Below are 21,938 nucleotides of genomic sequence, written 5' to 3'. Positions count from 1 at the left end.
CTTTCATACCGGCTCCTCTGCCGATGGTTTGAACCGCTATTCGGGCTTGCCGAAAGACTATGCGGATGCGATACCGGTAACAACCATAAAAATCACGACATAAGCCCTATTTTTCAGGAAGGATCGAGGATGCGGCTGGATGGGAGGATTGCCGTTGTGACCGGCGCGGCGCGCGGCATTGGACGGGCGATTGCACGGGGGCTGGCCGAAGCGGGCGCCCATGTCGTGCTGACCGACGTGCAGGAGGGGGAAGCCGCCGAAGCGGCGCGGGCCATCGCCGGCGCAGGCGGCCAGGCCACCGCCTTCGGTCTGGACGTTTCCGATGCCGCTGCATGCGAAACGCTGGCGGCGCGGCTGGAGCGGGATGTCGGCCCGGTCTCCATATTGGTGAACAATGCCGGGGTGATCTTCCCCGGCCGCATCGATGAGCCCGGCGCGCGGGAAAAATGGGACCGCACGCTGGCGATCAATGTCGGCGGCCCGTTCAACATGTGCCGGGCCTTCCATCCGCAGCTTCGCGCCACCCGGGGGTCGGTGATCAACCTCGCCTCCATCCGCTCCTTCGTCGCCGCGCCCAATGCGGCGGCCTATGCCGCGTCCAAGGGCGCGGTGATGCAATTGACCCGGGCGCTGGCAGTCGAATGGGGCGGGGAGGGGATCAGGGTCAACGCCATCGCCCCCGGCTTCATCGAAACCACGCTGGTTCCGGACCGGGAAAAGACGGCCGACCGCGAAGCCGCCATCCTCGCAAGGACGCCGCTGCGCCGCCAGGGACAGCCGGACGAGATCGCAGGAACGGCGGTCTATCTCGCCTCGGACGCGGCGCGCTATGTTTCGGGGGCGATCATCCCGGTGGACGGCGCTTATCTGGCCGGGTGAGAAGAGGCCATCCGACCAGATCGCAGCCGCGATGTCGGCTCTTCCCCTCCCCTTCAGGGGAGGGGACTGAGGGTGGGGGCGTGCCCCAAAGGAAAACCAAGCCTTTAGAGGCACGCCCCCACCCGAACCGCCCGGTTCCTATCCCCGAATAGCCAGAATCTGATCGTCATAGGTCGCCGGATCGATCGTCACGTCGATCAGCGCCGGACGCCCGCTCGCCAGCGCATCGGCGAAGGCTCCGGCCAGTCCGCCTTCCTCATCGACCCGGCGGGCGTGCCAGCCGAAACCGGCGGCCACCTGCGCAAAATCGGTGTGGGAAAAATCCACCCCCGCCGGAGCCAGTTGCCGCCGCCGCTGCTTGGCCCCGATCAATGTCAGGCAGGAGTCGTTGAACAGGACGACGACAGGCTTTGCGCCGCTCTGCACGGCGGTGCCCAGTTCGCCCAGGCACATCATCGCGCCGCCGTCCCCCGTGAAGGCCACGGTGGTGCGGCCCGGATCGGCCAGGCTGGCGGCGATGGCCGCAGGAATGGCGAAGCCCATGGTCGAAAGCCCTCGCGAGATCAGGGACTGGTTGGGTTCGTCGCACCGCCACATATGCAGCACCGGCAGCATATGCGCGCCCGCGTCGATGGTGATGCGGCTGTCCGCCGGCACCGCCTGACGCGCCGCGCGGACCAGCGCCGCCGGGGAAATGCCGCTGCCGCCGAAAATCTGCGCCGCCGCCCATAATGCTTCCTTGCGCCGCGCCAGCTCTCCCGGCTCCCACCCGCTGCTGTCCGTCGCATCGTGCAGGGCGGCGATGGAAGCGGCTATGTCGCCCACCACGGATGCGGTCGGCGCGAACAGCGGATGCTCATAGGCGTGGTTGGTGAGTTCGACCGTCGGAACAGCGCCATAGCGCCAGGGCTGCGGCGGTCCCTCGACCGGATCGAAGCCGTAGAGGATGATGAGGTCGGCCGACCTGATCAACGGCTGTTCGGGCACGCCATTGGCGTAGAGGCCCAGCCCGAGCGGCGCATTTTCCGACACCACCCCCTTCGCCTTGTAGGTGGTGAGGACGGGACAGCCGGTCGCCGCGACAAAGGCGCGCAAGGCGGCGGTTCCATCCGGAGACCGCGCCTGAAGCCCCGCCAGCAGGATGGGACGGCGGGCCGCGGCGACCAGCCTCTTCGCCTCCGCCAGCGCGGATGGGCCCGGCGCGGGAAGGCGGGCTGCGGGAAGGCGGGTCGCGGAAAGGGGGGCGGGCGCCGCTTCGGCCCGGCGGCGGATGAAGGAACCGGCGACCTCCAGATAGGCCGGGCCCGGCGGATTGCCCATGGCGGCGTCGATCAGCCGGTCGACCTCCGCCATGGGATCGCCGTTCCGCAGATTGGAGGAAGCGCGCAGCATCGGCGCCAATATCGCCGTCTGGTCGATCCGCTGATGGCTGATATAGGCCTGGTCGTCTTCATAGCCGTCCGCGATCAGCAGCATCGCGGCACGATCCAGATCGGAATAGGCGACGCCATTGGCGGCGGCGGCAAGGCCCGGCCCCCGCGTCGTCATCGCCACGCCGGGCGCTCCGGTGATTTCGGCGGTGACGCAGGCCATCATCGCCGCCGACGTCTCCGTCCGCGTCAGGATGAAGCGCATGCCCTGCTTCTCCGCCGCGGCGATGAAGTCCAGATTGCACTCGCCCCCCGGCACGCCGAAGATGAAGCGCACGCCCTTTTCCGCGAGGCGGGCGACAATGGCCTCGCTTACCGTTCCAACGGTCATTCTGTCTTCCTTCCGGGCGCATGCCCTGCCAGATCGGCTTTATCAGATCGGCTGTTCCAAAGTGGGGGCGCTGTCCTCCAGCGTCACCCGGCGCATGTCGCGCGGATATTTCTTGTCGTCATAGCGCGTGCCGCGATGCATGGTGCAGCGATTGTCCCAGATGACGAGGTCCCCGACCGCCCATTGATGCGCATAGACGAACGGGCGCTGGGTCGCGAATTCGGTGAGTTCCCGGATCAGCGCCATGGCTTCGGGACGGGGCCAGCCCTCGATGGCGCCGATATGGGCGGAGAGGTAGAGGGCAAGCCGCCCGGATTCCCTGTGCAGCCGCACCAGCCGTTGCGGCACCGGCGTGCACCGTTCGACCTCCTCCGGGCTGAATGCGTCGAAACCCATCTGCTCGCGGGAATAGATCAGCGAATGACAGGCGATCAGGTCCTTTGCAATGGCCTTGAGTTCGTCCGGCAGATGGTCCCATGCGACGCGGGTGTCGATATATTCGGTGGCGCCGCCGACCGGCGGGATGACGCGGGCCTGGAGCATCGACCAATAGGCCGGCGTCGGCTTGAAGCTGCTGTCGCTGTGCCACAGCAGATTGCCCAGATTATACATGCGCCGCCGGTCGTCCGCGCCCCAAATCCGGCCGTCCGGGCCCAGATTGGAGATGTCGTTGATCTTCATATTGGCGATGCGGCGTCGTTCCTGGTCAACCAGCGTCGGCGTCTCCTCGATGGTGCCGAACTGTTCGGCGAAGGCGGCCTGTTCGTCGTCGCTCATCATCTGGTTGGGGAAGACGACCACGCCATAACGGTCCATCGCGCCCTTGACCGCCGCCTTCTGCTCCTCCGTCAGCGGCCGGCGCAGGTCGATCCCCTCCGCCCGCGCGGCGAAATGGGGATGGACCGGCGTGCATGTCAGCATATCGTTCCTGTCCAACATGGTCGAATGACTGGACATCATCTTCTCCTGTCAATTGCGCGGGGCCCTGGCCCCGAAAGCGATTTGGTACCGGTCACAAACCTGTCTCTCACAAATGCGGCCCCGGTTCAAGCAAGAGACAGGCAGAGATATTTCAGCTCCAGATAATCATCCAGCCCGTAACGCGACCCCTCCCGGCCGATGCCCGATTGCTTGACGCCGCCAAAGGGCGCCACTTCGGTCGAAATGAGGCCGGTGTTGATGCCGACAATGCCGGATTCGATGCCTTCCGCCGCGCGCCAGATGCGGTTGACGTCGCGCGCGTAGAAATAGGCGGCCAGTCCGAATTCGCTGTCATTGGCAAGGGCGATGGCTTCGGCGTCGTCATCGAACTTCACCAGTGGCGCCAGGGGGCCGAAGGTCTCCTCCTCCAGCACCTGCATGCCCGGCTTCACGTCGCGCAGGATCGTCGGGGTGAAGAAGCGCGGGCCGTCGGGGGCGGGACCGCCGCCCAGCACGATCCGCGCGCCCTTCGCCACGGCATCGTCAACGTGCCGCTGGACCTTCGCGACGGCCCGTTCGTCGATCAGGGGACCGATGTCCACGCCGGTGCGGGTCCCTTCGCCGACCCGCAGTTTCGCGGTGGCGGTGGCCAGCTTCCCGGCAAAGGCGTCATAGACGCCCGCCTGGACATAGAAGCGGTTGGCGCAGACGCAGGTCTGGCCTGCATTGCGATATTTGGACTGGATCGCGCCCGTGACGGCCGCATCCAGATCGGCGTCGTCGAAGACGATGAAGGGCGCGTTGCCGCCCAGTTCCAGGCTGAGTTTCTTGATGCTGCGGGACGCCTGCTCCATCAGCAGCCGCCCGACCGCCGTCGATCCGGTGAAGCTGATCTTGCGGACCACGGGATTGCCCGTCATTTCGGCCCCGATCTCCCGCGCGTCGCCGGTCACGACGTTGAGAAGCCCCCGGGGCACGCCCGCCTCGTCAGCGATCTGCGCTATCGCCAATGCGGTGAAGGGCGTGAGTTCCGAAGGCTTGAGCACCACCCCGCACCCAGCCGCAAGCGCCGGGGCCAGTTTGCGCGCGACCATGGCGGCGGGGAAGTTCCAGGGGGTGATCGCGGCCACGACGCCCACCGGGTGCTTCAGCACCATGATGCGCCTGTCCGGCATGGGACCGGGAATGATGTCGCCATAGGCGCGCTTCGCTTCCTCCCCGAACCATTGGAAGAAGGACGCGGCATAGGCGATCTCGCCCTTCGCCTCCGCCAGCGGCTTGCCCTGTTCCTCGGTCAGCAGGGCGGCAAGATCGTCGGCGCGCTCCAGCATCAGGGCGGCGATGCGTTGCAGGATCGCGGCCCTTTCGCCGGCCGGGCGCGCCGCCCAGGCGGGCATGGCCATGGCCGCCGCTTCTATCGCCCGCCGGCTCTCCTCCCGCCCCAGCGCCGGAACGCGGCCGATGATCCCGCCCGTCGCCGGATTGTCGACCGCGATCCACTCCCCATTGCCGACCCATTCACCCGCGATGAAACATTGTTCGCGCTTCACTGACCGTCCTTCGCCCGCATTCCGCCCGCACCCGCACTCGTCGCATCAATCCTTCAGGCTGCCGGGACTCCATTTCTCATACCACGCACGCGGCGGCACGGTGGTCGGCGTGTCGCTCTTGAACAGGTTGACGAATTCCCGCGTGCGGAAACGCCAGCGGCCATCCTCGCACAGCAGCAGATGGTCGATCTGCTCCGCGATCTGGATCGGCGCGTGGGAGGGCAGCACCGGCGTCCCGTCCCCGGCGAACAGCATCATGACATTGTTCGTGCGCGCCAATCCGGGCTCGATCAGCTCGGCGCGGAAATTCGCGATGACATGGCGGTTGACGCGCGGCCCCCGGCTCTGCCGCCAGACGTAGAACTGATGGATCGCCTCGCGCCCCTTCAGGTTGAAGAAGGTGGCGTCCTCCAGATAATAGTCGCGGGTGTCCAGACCGCCATTGACGTCCACCTCATACCAATAGTCCGTCGCATTGGCGAGCAGGAGCTGGGTCAGCATGATCTTTTCTTCGGATGTCATCGCCAATTCCGTCGTCCTGTCCCTGCCGGCGCTATTGTCGCAGCGGGGGATGCCTTCCCGCCGCTCTCTCACAAGAACATAGAATAGGGCATGACGCCCTGTCCGATCACCTTTGGTTATACTCGCGCCAGAATACTTATTTTTTCCGCCGATGGGATTTTGCCACCGAAGATGGCAGGTTGAGGGGCCGCCGTGCGCGGGGCGGAAGAGGAGCAGAAGGTGAAGAGCGGACAGCATGACCGGGCGCTGGAACACTGGCTCGACGGATTTCAGGCCGCGCTGGCTGCCCGCGACACCGGCGCCGTCCTTGCTCTTTTCGCGCCCGACGAATGCTATTGGCGCGATCTGGTCGCCTTCACCTGGAACATCGCGACGATGGAGGGGCGCGAGGCCATCGGTAAAATGCTGGACGCGCAGGCCGATCCCGTCCTCCCCTTCACCGCGCGCCCGGAAGGCGGCGCCGCCGAAAGGGACGGGCTGATCGAAGGCTGGTTCGATTTCGAGACCGGCGCGGGCCGGGGCAAGGGCCATGTCCGGCTGAAGGACGGCCGGTGCTTCACCCTGCTCACCGCCCTGCAGGAACTCAAGGGCTTTGAGGAGCCGGGCGGGCGTCGCCGGCCGGAGGGCGTCGTCCATCGCGCCATCAAGGACCGGGAAACCTGGTCGGAGGCGCGGGCCGCGACCGCCCGGACGCTGGGGACGGAGGTGCAGCCCTATTGCCTGGTCGTCGGCGGCAGCCAGGGCGGGCTGGCGCTGGGCGCGCGGCTGAAGCGGCTCGGCGTCCCGACCCTCATCGTCGACGCGCTGGAAAAGCCGGGCGATGCCTGGCGCAGCCGCTACAAGTCGCTCTACCTGCACGATCCGGTCTGGATCGACCATCTGCCCTATATCCCGTTCCCGGACCATTGGCCGGTCTATACCGCCAAGGACAAGATGGGCGACTGGCTGGAAATGTATGCCCGGGTGCTGGAACTGGACTTCTGGGGCTCCACCCGCTGCACCAGGGCGCATTATGACGAAGCCGCGAAACGCTGGACGGTGACGGTCGACCGGGCGGGGCGGGAAATGGTCCTGCGCCCGGCGCAGCTGGTGCTGGCCACCGGATTGTCGGGCATCGCCAACATGCCCGTCTTCCCCGGCGCGGACAGCTTTCGCGGGGTGCAGTGCCATAGCAGCCAATATGCGGATGGCGCGGCCTTTGCCGGCAAGGCCTGCGTGGTCGTGGGTTCCAACAACTCCGCGCACGACATTTGCGTCGACCTCTGGTCGAACGACGCGAAGGTCACGATGATCCAGCGGTCGCCCACCACCGTCATCAAGGCGAGCGCGCTGCGCCGCATTTCCGAAGAAGGCCCCTATTCGGAGAAGGGGATCGCGGCAGGGATCGATACCGACCGGGCCGACCTGATCACCGCATCCACGCCCTTCCGCCTGAAGGAAGCGATGGACCGCCATAATTGCGACCGCATACGCCGGGAGGACGCGGCCTTCTACGAACGGCTGGCGGCATCCGGCTTCCAGTTCGATTTCGGGGAGGACGGGACGGCCATAGCGGGCAAATATATGCGCCGCGCCTCGGGCTATTATATCGATGTCGGCGGCTCCGACCTGATCTGCGACGGAGAGGTCAGGGTGCGGAGCGGCGTCGGCGTCGCCTCCATCGCCCCCGGCGGCCTGGTGCTGACCGACGGCAGCGAGGTGGCGGCCGACGCGATCATCTACGCGACCGGCTACGGCCCGATGGACGGCTGGGCCGAGATGCTGATCTCCCGGGAGGTCGCTGAAAAGGTGGGCCGCTGCTGGGGCCTGGGATCGGGCACCGCCATGGACCCCGGTCCCTGGGAGGGGGAGCTTCGCAACATGTGGAAGCCGACCCGGCAGGAGGGGCTGTGGTTCCATGGCGGCAATCTGGCCCAGTCGCGCTTCCACTCGCTGCATCTCGCCCTTCAGATCAAGGCGCGGATGGAGGGGATCGATACCCCCGTCCACCAGCCCGAAGCCGTGATGCGGGCGCCCCTCTGCCTCCCGGAAGACGGCCTCATGGCATCGCAGGGGGCATGAGCGGCGGCTGCACGGCCGCTCCATCCGCAGATCGTTCCAGCCGGGGCAATTACCGCGTCGTCGCGCTGATCGTCGCCAGCACCATGATCATGGAGCAGATCGACGCGACCGTGCTGACCACCGCGCTGCCCACCATCGCGCGGGACTTCCGGGAACCGGTCAATGCCCTCGGTCTGGTCCTGACCGCCTATCTGCTGGCGGTGGCGGCCTTCATCCCGCTGAGCGGCCGGCTGGCCGACCGGTTCGGCGCGCGGTCGGTATTGCGGGCGGCGATACTGGTCTTCATGGCGGGCTCGCTGCTCTGCGCCTTTTCGACATCGGCAGCCCAGATGGGCATGGCCCGCTTCGTGCAGGGCGCGGGCGGGGCGATGATGACCCCGGTGGGGCGGATCGCCCTGCTGCGCGTCACGCGCAGGCAGGATCTGGTTTCAGCGACCGCCTGGCTGGTCACGCCTGCGCTGCTGGGCCCGATGCTGGGGCCGCCCATAGGCGGGCTGATCGTCACCCATCTGGACTGGCGCTGGATATTCTACGTCAACCTGCCGGTCGGGCTGGCGGGGATCGCCGCCATCTCCCTCCATATCGACAATGGCCGCGCCGATGCGCCCGGACGGGCAGACATTCCGGGCTTCCTGATCTGCGCCGCCGGCCTCGGTACCCTGCTGCTCGGGTGCGAAAGCGCGAGCCAGCCGGGGCGGCTGGGGCAGGCCTTGCTGCTGCTCGCCGTCGCGGGCGTGATGGCCGGAACCTATGTCCGCCATGCGGCGCGCCGGCCCGATCCGCTGCTGGACCTCACCGTGCTGCGCGACCGGTCCTTCCGCCTGTCGCTGATCGGCGGATCGCTGACCCGCATCACCCAGGGCGCGCAGCCCTTCCTGCTGCCGCTGATGTTCCAGGTGGGATTCGGCTTCAGCGCGGCGGTGAGCGGGGCGATCATGCTCGCCACGGCGGTGGGATCGCTGGTGTCGAAGGCCATCGTTTCCCCGGTGCTGCGCCGTCTGGGCTTCCGGCGCAGCCTGATCGTGAACGGCCTGCTGTCCTCGCTCTGCTACGGGCTGGCGGCGGCGTTCCGGGCGGACTGGCCGGTGCCGCTGATGATGGCGGTCCTGACGCTGGCGGGCTTTTTCATGTCCTTTCAGTTCTCGGTCTACAACACGGTGGCTTATGAAGGCGTGGAGGCGGCGCGGATCAGCCGTGCGTCCAGCCTCTATTCCACATTCCAGCAATTGCTGCTGTCGCTGGGCATCTGCACCGCCTCCGTCGCGATCCAGGCGAGCATGGCCGTCCGCGGATCGGCCACGCCCCACCGGGAGGATTTTGCCGCCGCACTGGTCGCCGTGGCCCTGATCTCGCTGTCGGCTTTCTTCGTGAACCGGCGCTTCGCCCCGGATGCCGGATCGGCCATGAGCGGCCATGTGCCGCGTGCGGAGCAGGACAGACCGAAATGAACGCCTATTGGCCAATCCAAGACATTCCCCTCCCGCAGGCGGGAGGGGTTAGGGGTGGGCGCGAGCGCAGCGAGCTTCCAGCTTAGCCGTTGAAAATTCACGCTGATGTCGCGCCAGCCCACCCCCTAACCCCCTCCCGCCTGCGGGAGGGGGAATGTCCGCTTTCCACCAAAAATCAGTCATCCAGCCTCTTCGGAACGCAGCCAATCCACCTAATAGAACCGGGCCGGATCGGAGGGCGTCCAGGCGGGCGGATGCAGCGCCAATATGTCGGTCATGACCTCCACGATGACAGGCGCATCCTCCTTGATGGCGGATCGCAGCGCGGGGCCCAACTCGCCCGGCCGCTCGACCCGACAGGATTTGCAGCCGAACGCGCGCGCGGCGGCGGCATAGTCGACCGGGGAGAAGCGCCAGTGATGATCATGGTCGGCATTGTCGGCCCAGACCGGCTTTTCCTGGCTGAGGCCGTTATTGTTGGAGACGATCGTGACGGTGTTGATGCCGTAACGCCGCGCCGTCTCCATTTCACTCATATGGTACAGGAACCCGCCATCGCCGGTGAAGCACAGGACGGGCCGGTCGGGCTGCGCGCATTTGGCGCCGAGCGAGGCGGGATAGGACCAGCCGAGCGATCCGGCGGCGCGCAGCAGGCCCTGCCCGCGCCGGTCGAGATAGATGTGGCGCGCCGCCCAGGCGGCGGCATGGCCGGTGTCGACCACCAGAAGCGCGCCTTCCGGCAGTTCTTCCGACAGGATGCGGCACAGGCGTTCGGGACGGATCGGCAGGGCGTCCGACATTTCGGCCGGCGCCGCCGCCTGCGTCCAGTCCGCGCGCAATTCTTCCACATGCCGCAGCCAGTCCCGCCGTACCGGCATGTCCGTCAGCGCAGCGGAAAATTGTTCCAATATGGTTTTCGGATCGCCGCAAAGCGCGGCCTGCAACGGATAGTTGCGGCCCAGTTCGCGGGCGTCCACGTCGATCTGGATCGCGGCGATGCCGGGTTGGGGCACCTTCCAGCCGGTGGTCGTCATGCTGCCCGCCATGGTCCCCACGAAAAGGACCAGATCGGCCTCGCTCACCGCCCGGTTGGCGGCTTCCCGCGAATAGATGCCGCAGACGCCGAGCGAGAGCGGATCGCTTTCCCGCAACACCGCCTTGGCGTCGAGCGAGGTGGCGAGGGGCAGCCCGTGCCGCCGCACAAAGGCCGCCAGCGCTTCCTGCGCGCCGCTCGCGCGGATGCCCGATCCAGCGATGACGACGGGACGCATGGCATGGCGCAGCAGGTCGGCGGCGCGGCGGATGTCGGCGGCGGGCGCGGCATGGCGGACCGCCGGGCATGAAGCGAAGGCCGGATCGGGCAGGGGCGCAGGGTCCATCGGATCGTTCAGCACTGCGCCGGTGAAGCCCGCCAGTTCCAGATGGACCGGGCCGGGCGCGCCGCCGGTCGCCACCCGCATGGCCTGGCCCAGCATGTCGGGCAGGCGCGAGACCAGGTCGATGCGCGACGTCATCTTGGTCAGCCCGGCGAAAATGGGCTGCTGGTCGACCTCCTGATATTGGTTGCGGTCGCGGGTGGCGGCGGTGCTGCCGCCGGTCAGCGCCAGCACCGGGGATCGCGCCATCAACGCGTCCAGCAATCCGGCGGCCAGATTGGCCGCGCCGATCTGCTGCGCCCCGCACAGGCCGATCCGGCCCGAAGCCCGCGCATAGCCGTCCGCCATATAGGCGGCCGCCTTCTCGCCATGGGCGACGACGGGCAGGACCCCGGCGGCCTGCATCGCCTTGACCGCCCCGGGCAGCAGCAACGGGACATGGAAGAAATGAGTCGCGCCGCAGGCCGCAAGCGCGTCGGCTAGATACCGGTCCCCGCTATACACCGGCTCGGGCGATCCTGCGGGCCAGCACCCGCGCTGGCGAACCGTCGCCTCCGGCGATGGGCAGGGCGCCGAACAGGAACTCGACCCGATCCCCGGCGAAGGCGGCGTGCCCGGTCAAATGCTCGCAGATCAATATGCCGTTGGCGAGCAGCGTGCGGTGGACCGGCCAGTCGAAACCGGGTTGCCGAAGATGATAGACAAGGTCGGGCGTCGCGAAGTCGCAGGCCAGCATCTTGATGCGCCTTTCCAGCAGCCATGTCGCGGCTTCGGGGCTGAAGCTCGGATGCCGTTCATAGTCCGGCGTGCCGAAGCGGGCGGCCCAGCCGGTGTCCACCGCCAATATGTCGCCCGCCTGCAGGAGCGGGCGGCATTGCTCAAGCTCCGCGACGGAGATGATCTGGTCCGGCCCTTTTTCGATGCGCCAGACGACGCCTTCGCCGCTCAGCCGCTCCGGCGGGATCGACGCCATGTCGGGCGCGTCCTCGAAATAATGCAGCGGCGCGTCGACATGCGTCCCGGCATGCGCGACCATGTGGATGTCGGTGACGTTGAACGGGTCCTGGGGCAGCGAACGCAGCTTGCCGAAGCTGGGCCTCGGAAAGATCGACGCGCAGGGCATGTCCGGGCCGACATCATGGGTCAGGTCGACCCAGGGACCGGCGGGCTGGACCGGCCTGCTTGCCGGCAGGTCCAGCCAGCCTATCCAGCCATCCGGCGCCTTGGGGCATTGATCGCACATCGGCTCATCCTCTTCTGCCGTTCAGGTCTGCACCTGGAACGGGTCCCGCTCGCTTTCGGACAGGTTGATCATCACATTCTTCGTGGTCAGGAATTCCTTCAACCCCTCTTCGCCGCGCTCGCGGCCGAAGCCGCTGTCCTTCACCCCGCCAAAGGGCGTCTGCACGGCCACGGCGCGATAGGTGTTGACCCACACCATGCCGGTGCGGAGCGCGGCGGAAACGCGGTGCATGCGGTTCAGGCTCTGCGTCCAGATGCCCGACGCCAGGCCGAAGCTCTGGTCGTTGGCGATGGCGATCGCCTCCTCCTCCGTATCGAAGGGGATGATGGAGAGCACGGGCCCGAAAATCTCCTCCTGCGCCACGCGCATGCGGTTGTCGACGTCCGCGAAGATGGTGGGCTTGACGAACAGCCCGTCGCGCAGAATGCCGTCGCGCGCCGCTTCGCCCCCGGTGATCAGCCGCGCGCCGTCCGCCTTCGCGGACTCGATGAACGACAGGATGCGGTCGAACTGCGGCCGGTTGGCCGCCGTGCCCATCTCCGTCGCGGGATCGAGCGGATCGCCCAGCCGGATATTCGCCGCCCGGCGCGCCAGTTCTTCCACCACGCCGTCATGGACCGACCGCTGGACCAGCAGGCGCGACCCGGCGATGCAGGTCTGCCCCGTCGCCGCGAAAATGCCCGCCAGCGCGCCCACGGTCGCCTTGCCCAGGTCCGCATCCTCGAAGATGATGTTGGGCGATTTCCCGCCCAGTTCGAGGATCACGGGCGTCAGGTTGCGCCCGGCGGCGGCGGCGATTTCCCGCCCGCCATGGCTGCTGCCGGTAAAGCTGATCTTGTCCAGCCCGCCGCCTTCCACCAGCGCCCTTCCGGTACGCGCGTCCCCCGTGACGACGTTGAACACGCCCTTGGGGAATCCCGCCTCCTCCACCAGCCGCGCGAATTCCAGCGTGGTGACGGACGCATGCTCGGACGGCTTCACCACCACCGCATTGCCCGCCGCCAGAGCCGCCGGCACCTTGTTCGCCAGCAGCGCGATGGGGGAATTCCATGCCGTGATGACGCCGATCACCCCCAGCGGCTCCATCGTCGCATAGTCGAAGATGTCGGACCGGTCGACGGGAATGACCTTGCCGAATATCTTGTCGGCATAGCCCGCGAAGAAGCGGAAGACCCGCGCGCAGAAGCGCATCTGCGATCGGGTTTCGCGTATCACCTTGCCATTGTCGGTGGACTCCAGCCTGGCCAGCCGGTCGGCGTCGCGGTCGATCAGGTCGGCCAGGCGGTGCATCAGCCGGGCGCGCTCCACCCCCGGCACCCCGCGCCAGCGCCGTTCGAAGGCCTCCCGGGCGGCGGCGACGGCGGCGGCGACGTCGGACGGACCGGCTTGCGAGATTGTCGCCCAGACATTCTGGTCGAACGGATTGACGGTGGGAAAGCGCTCGTTCATTTCCGGCGGCACCCACTGCCCGCCGATGAAAAGGTCGTAATCCTGCCGCTCAGCCAATGTCATCCTCCCGCCTTTGGCACAGTCCTAGCCCGCCGACGCTATGCCCTCCAATATGTTTCCGGTGAGCGAGAATAACGGAAGCTTATGGTGCCCCCCGGTTCCACCATAAGCAGCGCTTCTCCTGAATGCCGTTTGGATATTGGCCTTCGATCCCCTCGATCCGGATGATTTCGCATCGGAAATGCGCGCAGGACAGCGGAGCATGGGAGAGGTGGAATGGCAATCCGGAAATTGATGAAGCTTTTGGGCTGCGCCGTCGCGATGACCGGCGCCATGGCCGTGCAGGCTTCGACCCTGAAGGACATATGCGGCGAATGCCGGTTCGAAAAGCTCGTCACCTGCGGCCAGTTTCTGGAAGGGATCAATTTCGACGGCAATGGCGACATCTGGGCCGTCAGCCTGTTCAACGGCGCAATCGTCAAGGTCGTCGGCGGCCAATGCGTCACCCAGCTCAGCACGGGGGGCAATCCCAACGGCGCGCGCTTCCATAAGGACGGGCGGTTGTTCATCACGGACAATGCGCGCGGCATCCTGACCTATGATCCGCGGTCCCGGTCGCTCACAGTCTTCGCGGACAGGGTGGAAGGCAAATCCTTTGTCGCCAACGACCTCGTCTTCGACGAACAGGGCGGCATCTATGTGACGCTGGCGGACAATTCCAATTATCTCGACCGGGTGGGGCGCGTCGCCTATTTCGCGCCCGGCACCCGTTCGGCCAGGATATTGGCGGACAGGCTGCCCTATCCCAATGGCGTCGCGCTTACGCCCGACGGCAAGTTCGTCAATATCGGCCTCTACGGCGCGAAGGCGATCATGACCATGCCGTCGGTCGCCAATGCGCAGAGCAAGCGCGGCCCCTATATTCTGGCGCATACCGATGGCGGGATCGGGCCGGACGGCATGACCATGGACGCGGACGGGCGGCTCTATTGGGCGGAATTCCTGGCCGGGGCGGTGGGCGTGGCCGATATGGACGGCTTCACGCTCGGCTATATGAAGTTGCCGAAGGAAGCCGGCCGCTGGACGACGAACCTCACCATCCATGACGGCTATCTTTACGTGACGGAGGCGGAAAAGGGCGAGATCTGGCGCACGCCGGTGACGGTGAAGCCCCAGTCCTGACCGGCGCCGACAGTTTCGGCATGCGATAACGATATGCTGCTCCTCCGCGATTATATTGTATTGCATGCTACCCGGCCATAATGTCCGGCCAACCAGAATATCGATGAGGGATGCAGCGTGAACGCAAGGGCTGGCCGGAACGAAGGGCCTTATGATTTCATCGTCGTGGGTGCGGGGTCGGCCGGATGCGCGGTTGCCAATCGTCTGTCGGAGGATGGCCGGGAACGGGTGCTGCTGATCGAGGCGGGCGGGCGCGACAGCAGCATCAGCATCCACATACCCCTGATGGTCGTGAACCTGCTGAAGGACCCCAATCACACCTGGCCCTTCATCACCGAACCGCAGGCCGCGCTCAAGAACCGCACCCAATTATGGACGCGGGGGCGGGTGCTGGGCGGCTCCAGCTCGATCAACGGCAATGTCTATGTCCGCGGCGATCCGGCGGAATTCGACAGTTGGGCGGCGCTGGGCCTGCCGGGCTGGGGCTGGTCCGACATGCTGCCCTATTTCAAGCGGATGGAAAGCTACCGCCAGGGCGATCCGGCGGTGCGCGGCCATGACGGGCCGATCGGCGTCACCAGCCTCAAGCATTTCGACGCGCTGGCCGATGCTTTCGTGGAAGCGGGCTGCCAGGCCGGGTTCGACTATGTCGAGGATTATAATGACGGCCATTATGAGGGCGCGTCCTATCTGCAATATTCGACCAGGCGCGGTTTCCGCTCCTCTTCGGCGGTCGGCTATCTGAAGCCGGCGCGGGGCCGTCCCAATCTGGACGTGATGGTCGACGCTCTGGTGACGCGGGTGATCATCGAAAACGGCGTGGCTACGGGTGTGGAGGTCCGGCGTGGCAATGAACTGACGCGCATCGACGCCCGCAAGGAAGTGATCCTGTCCGCAGGCCCGGTCCAGTCTCCCAAGCTGCTCGAGCTGTCCGGCATCGGCAATGCGTCGCTGCTGCGCGAATATGGAATAGAGGTGATCAGGGACATGCCCGCCGTGGGCGAGAATTTGCTGGACCATCCCAATACCCGCCTGACATTCGAATGCACCAGGCCGATCACCATCAACGACGCCTTGCAGCGCCCGACGGTGAAGGTGAAGGAAGGCCTGAAATTCGCGCTGTTCGGCAAGGGGCTGTTGTCGATCTGCTCGGCGGTGGCGCATATCGTGATGCGCAGCTCCCCCGATGAACCGCGCGCCGACCTGAAGCTTCAGCTTCAGCCCTTTTCCGGCAAGGATCGCTACGCGCGCAGGCCGCAGGACGGGCTGGACGCGCATTCGGGCTTTACCGTGGGCGTCATGGGCCTCAGGCCCCGCTCGCGCGGCTGGACGCATATCCAGTCGCCCGATCCCGTCGCCTATCCGAAGATCGACCCCAGATATTGCGACGATCCGCATGATGTCGGCGTGCTGCTGGCGGGGATCAAGGCGGTGCGGAACGTCGCCTCCCATCCCGCGATGCGGGCGATGATCGTGCGGGAGACGCGGCCCGGTGACGCCACCGTCACCGATGAGGAGATCATCGACTATATCCGGGAAACGACGCAGACCACCTGGCATATCGTCGGAAGCTGCAAGGCGGGGACCGATGCGGAGGCGGTGGTCGATCCGCAACTGCGGGTGCGCGGCGTCGGCAATTTGCGGGTGATCGATTCCTCCATCTTCCCGACCATTCCCTCGTCCAACACCAATGCGCCGACCATCGCGCTCGGGGAACGGGGCGCCGACATCGTGCTGGCGCAATGGCGCAACGACAGCCGGGCGGCCGCATGATGCGCATCGAGAGGATAGAACTGCACGTCACCGAACTGCCGGTCCGGCTGAAGCGCACATTCTCCAGCGGCAGCTACGACACCGGGCCTTCGGACCAGTTGCTGGGCAAGCCCGTCCTGCTCAAGATCCATGCGGAGGGCGTGACCGGCATCGCCCAGATCCGTCCGATCAGCCCCGGCCATTTCGTCGCCGATACGGTGCATAGCGTGATCGGCGCGATCAGGGACATCTACGGACCGCTGCTGATCGGCAAGCGGGTGTGCGACCTGGAATCGATCGACGGCCTGCTGACATCGCGGCTGGCGGGCAATCCGGCGGCGCGGGCGCTGGTCGACATCGCGCTGCACGATGCATTCGGCAAGGCGGTGGGCCTGCCCATCCACGCGCTGATCGGCGGGCGGGCCAATGCCGCGATCCCGCTGGAATGGTCGGTCAGCCTCTATGACGATCCCGCGCAGATGGTCGCGGACGCCCGCCGCGCCGTCGAGGAATTCGGCATCCGGGTGCTGTGCCTGAAGGCGGCGGGCAAGGGCGGCTGGCGGACGGACGTCGCCAATTTCGAACGGGTGCGGGCGGCGGTCGGGCCGGACATCATGATCGGCGTCGATCCCAATACCGGCTGGACGGCGGCGGACACGGTGTCGGCTCTCAACGCCCTGCGCCACATGGATGTGGGCTATTGCGAACAGCCGGTGGAGCGGGCCGATCTGCGCGCCATGGCCGCGATCCGGGCCAAGGCGGGCGGCGTTCCCATCATGGCCGACGAAAGCCTGTTCACGCTCCAGGACGCGGCCCACATCGCGGATGCGGCGGCGGCGGATGTATATTGCATCAAGCTCTACAAGGTCGGCGGCCTGACCCCCGCCCGCAAGATCGCGGCGCTGGGCGAGGCGCACGGCATCGGCATCAATTGCGGAGGGCTGGCGGTCGCCTCCCAACTCGAAGCGGCGGCGGCCGCGCATTTCTGCGCCTCGGTCCCGGCGGCCCGCACCTTCGGCGCGGCGGAGTTCGTCTTCGGCGTGGGCGTGCTGGGCGACGATCCCCTGATCGCGGAAGGCGCCATGGCGATAGAGAATGGCGCTGTGACGGTTCCGACGGGGCCGGGCCTGGGCCTTGCCGTCGATGAAGCGGCGCTGCAACGCATGACGCTCCAGAAGCTGGAAGTGACCGGGTAGATCGGCGCCAACCTCTGCCGATTGGGTGCAAAGCGGACACCCACTTACCCCTCTCCCTCGAGGGAGAGGGCTGCGCAGACTTGGCAGCTTGCTGCCTAGTCGTAGCCGGGTGAGGGGGTTGCGATCCAGGGGATCGCACGGCCCGCAGGCCCGCTCCCCCTCATCCAGATCAGCCTGGGCCCCTTCGTCGCCAAGGCTTCCTGTCCTTCTCCCTCAAGGGAGAAGGAAGGTCCTGAATCGGCCAATTCCCGTCGCCCGAACCCGCTTCCTATCAGCCGCTTGTCCGTTCGAATGCCTTCGTAGAGACATGGTGCGCCGGATGAATTCTAGAGCCAATCGACATTCAGCCCTGACGGCCTGCAAATGACGCTTTTCCGAGCTTCCAGTGCTCACCTACTTTGAGTAGGCTGCGCTCAGGGTCACGGAAAACCACCATTTTACCTTCGGTGGCCTTCGGCTCGGCTCGTAATCTTCTGAATGTCGATTGGCTCTAACCCGCCACCGTCTGGAATTCATGCACCGCGCGCCTTACCCGCAAGGGCGTCAGATTCGGCGCGACCGAATGCACGAAGTCCAGCAGGAACGACCGCAAATAGGTATTCCGCCGCAGCACGATCTTGATCGTGCTCGACGGCAACAGATGCGATGCATCCCGCGCCCGAATACCGACATCGCGCTCCGGGTCATAAGTCATGGACGCCAATATCCCAATTCCCAGCCCCATCCCCACATAGGTCTTGCAGACATCGGCGTCGATGCCGCTCATCACGATCTTCGGCTCCAGTCCGGCGTCGGAAAAGGCCTTCATCACCTTCCACCGACCACTATAGCGCGTGTCGTAGGTGATGATCGGATAGCGCGCGATCTCCTCCAGCGTCAGTTCCGGCACGGCCAGGATCGGGTGGCCGACCGGCGCGACGATGCAGCGGTGCAGGTCGAAACAGTCGAGCTTCACCAGATTGGGGAAATCCCGCGTCGTTTCCGTGCCGATCGACAGGTCTGCGTCGCCCGCCTCCACCAGCGCGCAGATTTCCTCCGGGTCGCCCTGCTTCAGCACCAGCTTCACGTCGGGATAGCGGGCGACGAATTTCTCCACCACCTTGGGCAGCACATAGCGGGCCTGGGTATGCGTCGTCGCGATGGTGAAGACGCCGCGATTGCCCGAATGCATGTCCTCCTTCAGCGACTTGAGCGCGGCGACGTCCGTCGCGATGCGCTGCGCGATGGAAAAGACGACGCGGCCCGGTTCGGTCAGGTCGATGATCCGGTTGCGGGTGCGCATGAAGATCTCGAAACCCAGTTCCTGCTCCAGCAACTGGATTTGCCGGCTCACCCCGGGCTGCGAGGTGTTGAGGGCATCGGCCGCCGCCGAGAGATGATTGTTATGCCGCACGATTTCAACGACATAGCGGAGCTGTTGCAGCTTCATCCGGCCATCCTCACCATAAATTTTTGATATGGCAGAATGCTATAATATTCCGTGCGCGCATAAAGCAATCCCCTAAAAGTGGCTGGCATGACAGCGGCGGGGCAGCCTTGTGACCGGTCTCACCGGCGTACCCGCCCGCTTGCCTTGGAGGGGAGGGCGGCAGCGCTTTCCTGAATCAGGGATTGGCCTGGATCAAGAGGGACGGGAATGCCGGAACAGCAACAATCCGATTTCGACATCGTGGTCGTGGGCGGCGGCAATGCCGCGCTCTGCGCCGCGATCAGCGCCGCCAATGAGGGGAGCCGTGTCCTCCTGCTGGAACGTTCCCCGGTGGAGGAGCGGGGCGGGAACTCCGCCTATACCGACGGGCTGATGCGCACCGTCTATGACGGCGCCGACGACATCCGCGCCTATTGCCCGGATCTCACGGACGAGGAAGTCGCGGTCAGCGACTTCGGCACCTATACCGAGGAACAGTTTTTCGACGACATGGGCGAGATCACCCAATATCGCACCGATCCCGACCTGTGCGAAATCCTGGTGAAGCGCAGCCGGGAGACCATCCTGTGGATGCGCGATCAGGGCGTCCGCTTCTTCCCCAATTTCGGGCGGCAGGCCTATCGCGTGAACGGCCGCTTCAAATTCTGGGGCGGCGCTACCATCGCCGTGGCCAGCGGCGGCCCCGGCCTGGTGGATGCGCTGTACAATGCGGCGGAACAGCGCGGCGTGGAAATCCGCTACAATGCCTGGGTCCGCGATCTGCTGCGCGACGAAAGCGGGATTTCCGGCGTCACGCTGCTCAATGGGCAGGGCGAGATCGAAACCATCCATGCGCGGGCCGTCGTGCTGGCCTGCGGCGGGTTCGAGGCGAATGCCGAATGGCGCGCGCGCTATCTGGGGCCGGGCTGGGATCTGGCGAAGGTTCGCGGTTCGCGCTTCAACACCGGCGACGGCCTGTCCATGGCTCTCGCCGCCGGCGCGCAATCCTATGGGCACTGGTCGGGTTGTCATGCCGTGTCCTGGGAACGCAACGCGCAGGATTTCGGCGATCTTGCACTGACGCCACAATATCAGCGTCATTCCTATCCGCTCTGCATCATGGTCAATCGCGACGGAAAACGATTTGTCGACGAAGGCGCCGACTTCCGTAACTACACCTATGCGAAATATGGGCAGGCGGTATTGCAGCAACCCGGACAGGTGGCATGGCAAGTCTATGACTCAAAGGTCAATCATTTGCTGCGCGACGAATATCGCACGCGTCAGGTCACCAAGGTCGTCGCCCAATCCATCGAGGAGCTGGCCGACAGGATCGGAGAAATAAACAAGGATCAATTCTTGGAAACGGTCGCGGAATTCAACGCATCGGTGAAGACCGACATGCCGTTCGACCCCAATATCAAGGACGGACGCAGCGCCTCCAGCAACGGCGTCGTCCGCAGCAACTGGGCCAACAGCATCGATACCCCGCCGTTCGAGGCCTATGCCGTCACCTGCGGCGTCACCTTCACCTTCGGCGGCATCAGGGTTTCGACGGAAGGCGAGGTCATCGACACCAACGGCCACGCCATTCCCGGCCTGTTCGCGGCGGGGGAGATGGTCGGCGGCATATTCTACTTCAACTATCCCGGCGCCAGCGGCCTGACGAGCGGAGCCGTCTTCGGCCGCCTCGCAGGCGGCAGCGCCGCCGCCTACGCCAAGTCCGCATCGCGGAAGCCCGCGCTGTCCGTCGCCTGATCCCTTATCGAAGAAAGTTCCTCCATGAACGCACCCAGCAAATTCGTCGTCCCCGGCGCGACCCGCGACATCGCGGATTTCGCCGCGACCCTGCAATATCGCGACATTCCCGACGACCTGATCCTGAACGCCAAGCAGTGCATCCGCGACAGCCTGGGCTGCGCCGTGTTCGGCGCGCCGACCCCCTGGGTGCAGGCGGTGGTCCGCACCGTCGGCCTTCTCGGCCAGAAGCCCAGCGCCAGCGCCTGGGGCATGAAGGTCAAGGCCGATCCGCTCGGCGCCGCCTTCATCAACGGCACGGCGGCGCAGGGCTATGAACTGGACGATTGCCACGACCAGTCCATGTCGCATTATGGCGCAGGCGTCGTCCCCGCCGTGATCGCCTGTTCGGAGGGGGCGTTCGGCGCCTTCACCGGCAAGGACATGATCCGCGCCACCGTCGCGGGCTATGAGCTGGGCACGCGCATCGGCAACACGGTCAGCCCGTCGGCCTTCCATCGCGGGTTCCATCCCTGCGGCCTCACCAGCACCTTCGGTTCGGCGGCCGCCATCGCCAAGCTGCTGGACCTCGACACCGACCGATATGTGAGCGCGCTGGGCCTGGCGGGCAGCCAGGCGGCGGGGCTGATGGCGTCGCAATTCGGCGCGATGGCCAAGCGCTTCCATTCCGGCAAGGCGTCGCAGAACGGCATCATCGCCGCCCTCTGCGCCCGCGAAGGGCTGACCGGCGTGCGCGACGTGCTGGAGGCGCCCTATGGCGGCTTCTGCTCCACTTATTCCGCCGAATATGATCTGAGCTTCGCCACCGACGGCCTGGGCACCGATTGGGAGATGCGCCGCAACGGCTTCAAACGCTATTCCTCGCTCGCCAGCAGCCAGACCACAGTGGACGCCCTGCGCGCCATCCGAGAAAAGGCGGGCATCCGGGGCGAGGACGTGGAGAAGGTCCGCGTCGGCACGACCGAGATGGTCTTCGTCCATTGCGGCTGGCCCTATGTCCCCAATGGGGAGACGATCAGCGCGCAGATGAACCTGCCCTATACCGGCGCGGTGACGCTGCTGGAGGGCAATGCCTTCATCGACCAATATACGGACGAAAAGCTGACCGATCCGAAGATCATCGACCTCGCCAACCGGATCGAAGTCTATGTCGATCCCGAACTGGACGCGCGCGAGAAGCACCAGATGCGCGCCGTCCGCGTCACCGTGACGATGAAGGACGGGACCGAGCATTTCCACGAGCAGACCTATCGCAGCGGCCATTGGCGCAATCCGATGTCGGACGAGGTGCTGAAGGAGAAGTTCCGCGATCTCGCCAGCCGTCAACTGACCGGGGAAGCCGTGGCCGAGATCGAACGCATCATCGACAATCTGGAAAATGAGGAAGCGCCCGCCATCGCCCTTGGCGCCGCGCTGCAACAGGTCCGCTGAC

16 protein-coding genes are annotated in these 21,938 nt (G+C 66.0%); 8 read left to right on the top strand and 8 right to left on the bottom strand.

Annotation, left to right across the window (positions count from 1 at the left end; genetic code table 11):
* Positions 1-129 precede the first annotated feature (129 nt).
* Complete coding sequence (locus EGM87_RS20690) at positions 130-879, top strand: SDR family NAD(P)-dependent oxidoreductase (protein WP_025551919.1); 750 nt, start codon at positions 130-132, stop codon at positions 877-879.
* Between the two features lie 138 nt (positions 880-1,017).
* Here EGM87_RS20690 and EGM87_RS20685 read toward each other — a convergent pair whose 3' ends face one another.
* From EGM87_RS20685 to EGM87_RS20670, 4 genes are all read right to left on the bottom strand, one after another.
* The gene (locus tag EGM87_RS20685) at positions 1,018-2,640 is read right to left on the bottom strand and encodes a thiamine pyrophosphate-binding protein (RefSeq protein ID WP_025551971.1); all 1,623 of its coding nucleotides are present in this window, start codon (positions 2,638-2,640) and stop codon (positions 1,018-1,020) included.
* Positions 2,641-2,682: 42 nt separating this feature from the next.
* Positions 2,683-3,597, bottom strand: coding sequence for a TauD/TfdA dioxygenase family protein (locus tag EGM87_RS20680; RefSeq protein WP_207212580.1), 915 nt, complete (start codon positions 3,595-3,597; stop codon positions 2,683-2,685).
* Positions 3,598-3,686: 89 nt separating this feature from the next.
* Positions 3,687-5,111: an NAD-dependent succinate-semialdehyde dehydrogenase gene (locus EGM87_RS20675; protein WP_044660640.1), complete on the bottom strand. Its 1,425-nt coding sequence runs from the start codon at positions 5,109-5,111 to the stop codon at positions 3,687-3,689.
* 45 nt (positions 5,112-5,156) lie between these two features.
* Entirely contained in the window at positions 5,157-5,612 is a 456-nt protein-coding gene (locus EGM87_RS20670) for a nuclear transport factor 2 family protein (protein WP_146032617.1), read from the bottom strand.
* Between the two features lie 213 nt (positions 5,613-5,825).
* Between EGM87_RS20670 and EGM87_RS20665 the strand changes: the two genes are divergently transcribed.
* Both EGM87_RS20665 and EGM87_RS20660 read left to right on the top strand, forming a co-directional pair.
* Positions 5,826-7,694 carry an NAD(P)/FAD-dependent oxidoreductase gene (locus EGM87_RS20665; protein WP_229742588.1) on the top strand — a complete coding sequence of 623 codons (1,869 nt, stop codon included), beginning with the start codon at positions 5,826-5,828 and terminating at the stop codon, positions 7,692-7,694.
* The gene (locus EGM87_RS20660; RefSeq protein ID WP_025551962.1) at positions 7,691-9,142 is read left to right on the top strand and encodes an MFS transporter; all 1,452 of its coding nucleotides are present in this window, start codon (positions 7,691-7,693) and stop codon (positions 9,140-9,142) included. Before EGM87_RS20665 ends, EGM87_RS20660 begins: the two co-directional genes overlap by 4 nt.
* A 212-nt stretch (positions 9,143-9,354) precedes the next feature.
* Here EGM87_RS20660 and EGM87_RS20655 read toward each other — a convergent pair whose 3' ends face one another.
* Genes EGM87_RS20655 through EGM87_RS20645 form a run of 3 tightly spaced genes read right to left on the bottom strand, consistent with a single transcriptional unit; the run spans position 9,355 to position 13,273 of the window.
* Positions 9,355-11,022, bottom strand: coding sequence for a thiamine pyrophosphate-binding protein (locus tag EGM87_RS20655; protein ID WP_083199090.1), 1,668 nt, complete (start codon positions 11,020-11,022; stop codon positions 9,355-9,357).
* Positions 11,015-11,761, bottom strand: a complete 747-nt coding sequence (locus tag EGM87_RS20650; protein WP_044660641.1) for a cyclase family protein — start codon at positions 11,759-11,761, stop codon at positions 11,015-11,017. Before EGM87_RS20650 ends, EGM87_RS20655 begins: the two co-directional genes overlap by 8 nt.
* A gap of 21 nt (positions 11,762-11,782) precedes the next feature.
* A complete protein-coding gene (locus EGM87_RS20645) occupies positions 11,783-13,273 on the bottom strand; it encodes an aldehyde dehydrogenase (RefSeq protein WP_044660642.1) in 1,491 nt (496 codons plus the stop codon).
* A gap of 213 nt (positions 13,274-13,486) precedes the next feature.
* Here EGM87_RS20645 and EGM87_RS20640 point away from each other — a divergent pair, with 213 nt between their 5' ends.
* The 3 genes from EGM87_RS20640 (at position 13,487) to EGM87_RS20630 (ending at position 17,340) form a co-directional block, all read left to right on the top strand.
* Positions 13,487-14,392 carry an SMP-30/gluconolactonase/LRE family protein gene (locus tag EGM87_RS20640; RefSeq protein WP_052628096.1) on the top strand — a complete coding sequence of 302 codons (906 nt, stop codon included), beginning with the start codon at positions 13,487-13,489 and terminating at the stop codon, positions 14,390-14,392.
* 117 nt (positions 14,393-14,509) lie between these two features.
* On the top strand, positions 14,510-16,165 hold the full coding sequence (locus tag EGM87_RS20635; RefSeq protein WP_044660643.1) for a GMC family oxidoreductase: 1,656 nt from the start codon (positions 14,510-14,512) through the stop codon (positions 16,163-16,165).
* Positions 16,162-17,340, top strand: coding sequence for a mandelate racemase/muconate lactonizing enzyme family protein (locus EGM87_RS20630; RefSeq protein WP_165363356.1), 1,179 nt, complete (start codon positions 16,162-16,164; stop codon positions 17,338-17,340). The genes EGM87_RS20635 and EGM87_RS20630 overlap by 4 nt, the downstream gene beginning before the upstream one ends.
* A gap of 490 nt (positions 17,341-17,830) precedes the next feature.
* On the opposite strand, the gene EGM87_RS20625 is transcribed toward EGM87_RS20630, so the two are convergent.
* On the bottom strand, positions 17,831-18,769 hold the full coding sequence (locus tag EGM87_RS20625; protein WP_025552300.1) for a LysR substrate-binding domain-containing protein: 939 nt from the start codon (positions 18,767-18,769) through the stop codon (positions 17,831-17,833).
* A 207-nt stretch (positions 18,770-18,976) separates the two neighbouring features.
* On the opposite strand from EGM87_RS20625, the gene tcuA reads away from it, so the two are divergent.
* Both tcuA and EGM87_RS20615 read left to right on the top strand, forming a co-directional pair.
* Entirely contained in the window at positions 18,977-20,506 is a 1,530-nt protein-coding gene (gene tcuA, locus EGM87_RS20620; RefSeq protein ID WP_137708903.1) for an FAD-dependent tricarballylate dehydrogenase TcuA, read from the top strand.
* A gap of 24 nt (positions 20,507-20,530) precedes the next feature.
* Positions 20,531-21,937 (top strand): MmgE/PrpD family protein, encoded by a 1,407-nt coding sequence (locus EGM87_RS20615; protein WP_099186934.1) that lies wholly within the window; start codon positions 20,531-20,533, stop codon positions 21,935-21,937.
* The last annotated feature ends 1 nt before the right edge of the window (position 21,938 follow it).

The organism is Sphingobium sp. RSMS, assembly GCF_005406185.4.
Lineage (GTDB): Bacteria > Pseudomonadota > Alphaproteobacteria > Sphingomonadales > Sphingomonadaceae > Sphingobium > Sphingobium fuliginis.
The sequence above is the reverse complement of the archived record's forward strand: the minus strand, read 5'-3'. Positions and strand labels throughout refer to the sequence as shown.

What these genes read in the sequence shown, in the direction of transcription:
- EGM87_RS20625 (WP_025552300.1), bottom strand. Translation starts at nt 18,769, where the DNA reads ATGAAGCTGCAACAGCTCCGCTATGTCGTTGAAATCGTGCGGCATAAC.
- EGM87_RS20615 (WP_099186934.1), top strand. Translation starts at nt 20,531, where the DNA reads ATGAACGCACCCAGCAAATTCGTCGTCCCCGGCGCGACCCGCGACATC.
- EGM87_RS20650 (WP_044660641.1), bottom strand. Translation starts at nt 11,761, where the DNA reads ATGTGCGATCAATGCCCCAAGGCGCCGGATGGCTGGATAGGCTGGCTG.
- EGM87_RS20690 (WP_025551919.1), top strand. Translation starts at nt 130, where the DNA reads ATGCGGCTGGATGGGAGGATTGCCGTTGTGACCGGCGCGGCGCGCGGC.
- EGM87_RS20660 (WP_025551962.1), top strand. Translation starts at nt 7,691, where the DNA reads ATGAGCGGCGGCTGCACGGCCGCTCCATCCGCAGATCGTTCCAGCCGG.
- EGM87_RS20685 (WP_025551971.1), bottom strand. Translation starts at nt 2,640, where the DNA reads ATGACCGTTGGAACGGTAAGCGAGGCCATTGTCGCCCGCCTCGCGGAA.
- EGM87_RS20630 (WP_165363356.1), top strand. Translation starts at nt 16,162, where the DNA reads ATGATGCGCATCGAGAGGATAGAACTGCACGTCACCGAACTGCCGGTC.
- EGM87_RS20640 (WP_052628096.1), top strand. Translation starts at nt 13,487, where the DNA reads ATGGCAATCCGGAAATTGATGAAGCTTTTGGGCTGCGCCGTCGCGATG.
- EGM87_RS20645 (WP_044660642.1), bottom strand. Translation starts at nt 13,273, where the DNA reads ATGACATTGGCTGAGCGGCAGGATTACGACCTTTTCATCGGCGGGCAG.
- EGM87_RS20670 (WP_146032617.1), bottom strand. Translation starts at nt 5,612, where the DNA reads ATGCTGACCCAGCTCCTGCTCGCCAATGCGACGGACTATTGGTATGAG.
- EGM87_RS20680 (WP_207212580.1), bottom strand. Translation starts at nt 3,597, where the DNA reads ATGTCCAGTCATTCGACCATGTTGGACAGGAACGATATGCTGACATGC.
- tcuA (WP_137708903.1), top strand. Translation starts at nt 18,977, where the DNA reads ATGCCGGAACAGCAACAATCCGATTTCGACATCGTGGTCGTGGGCGGC.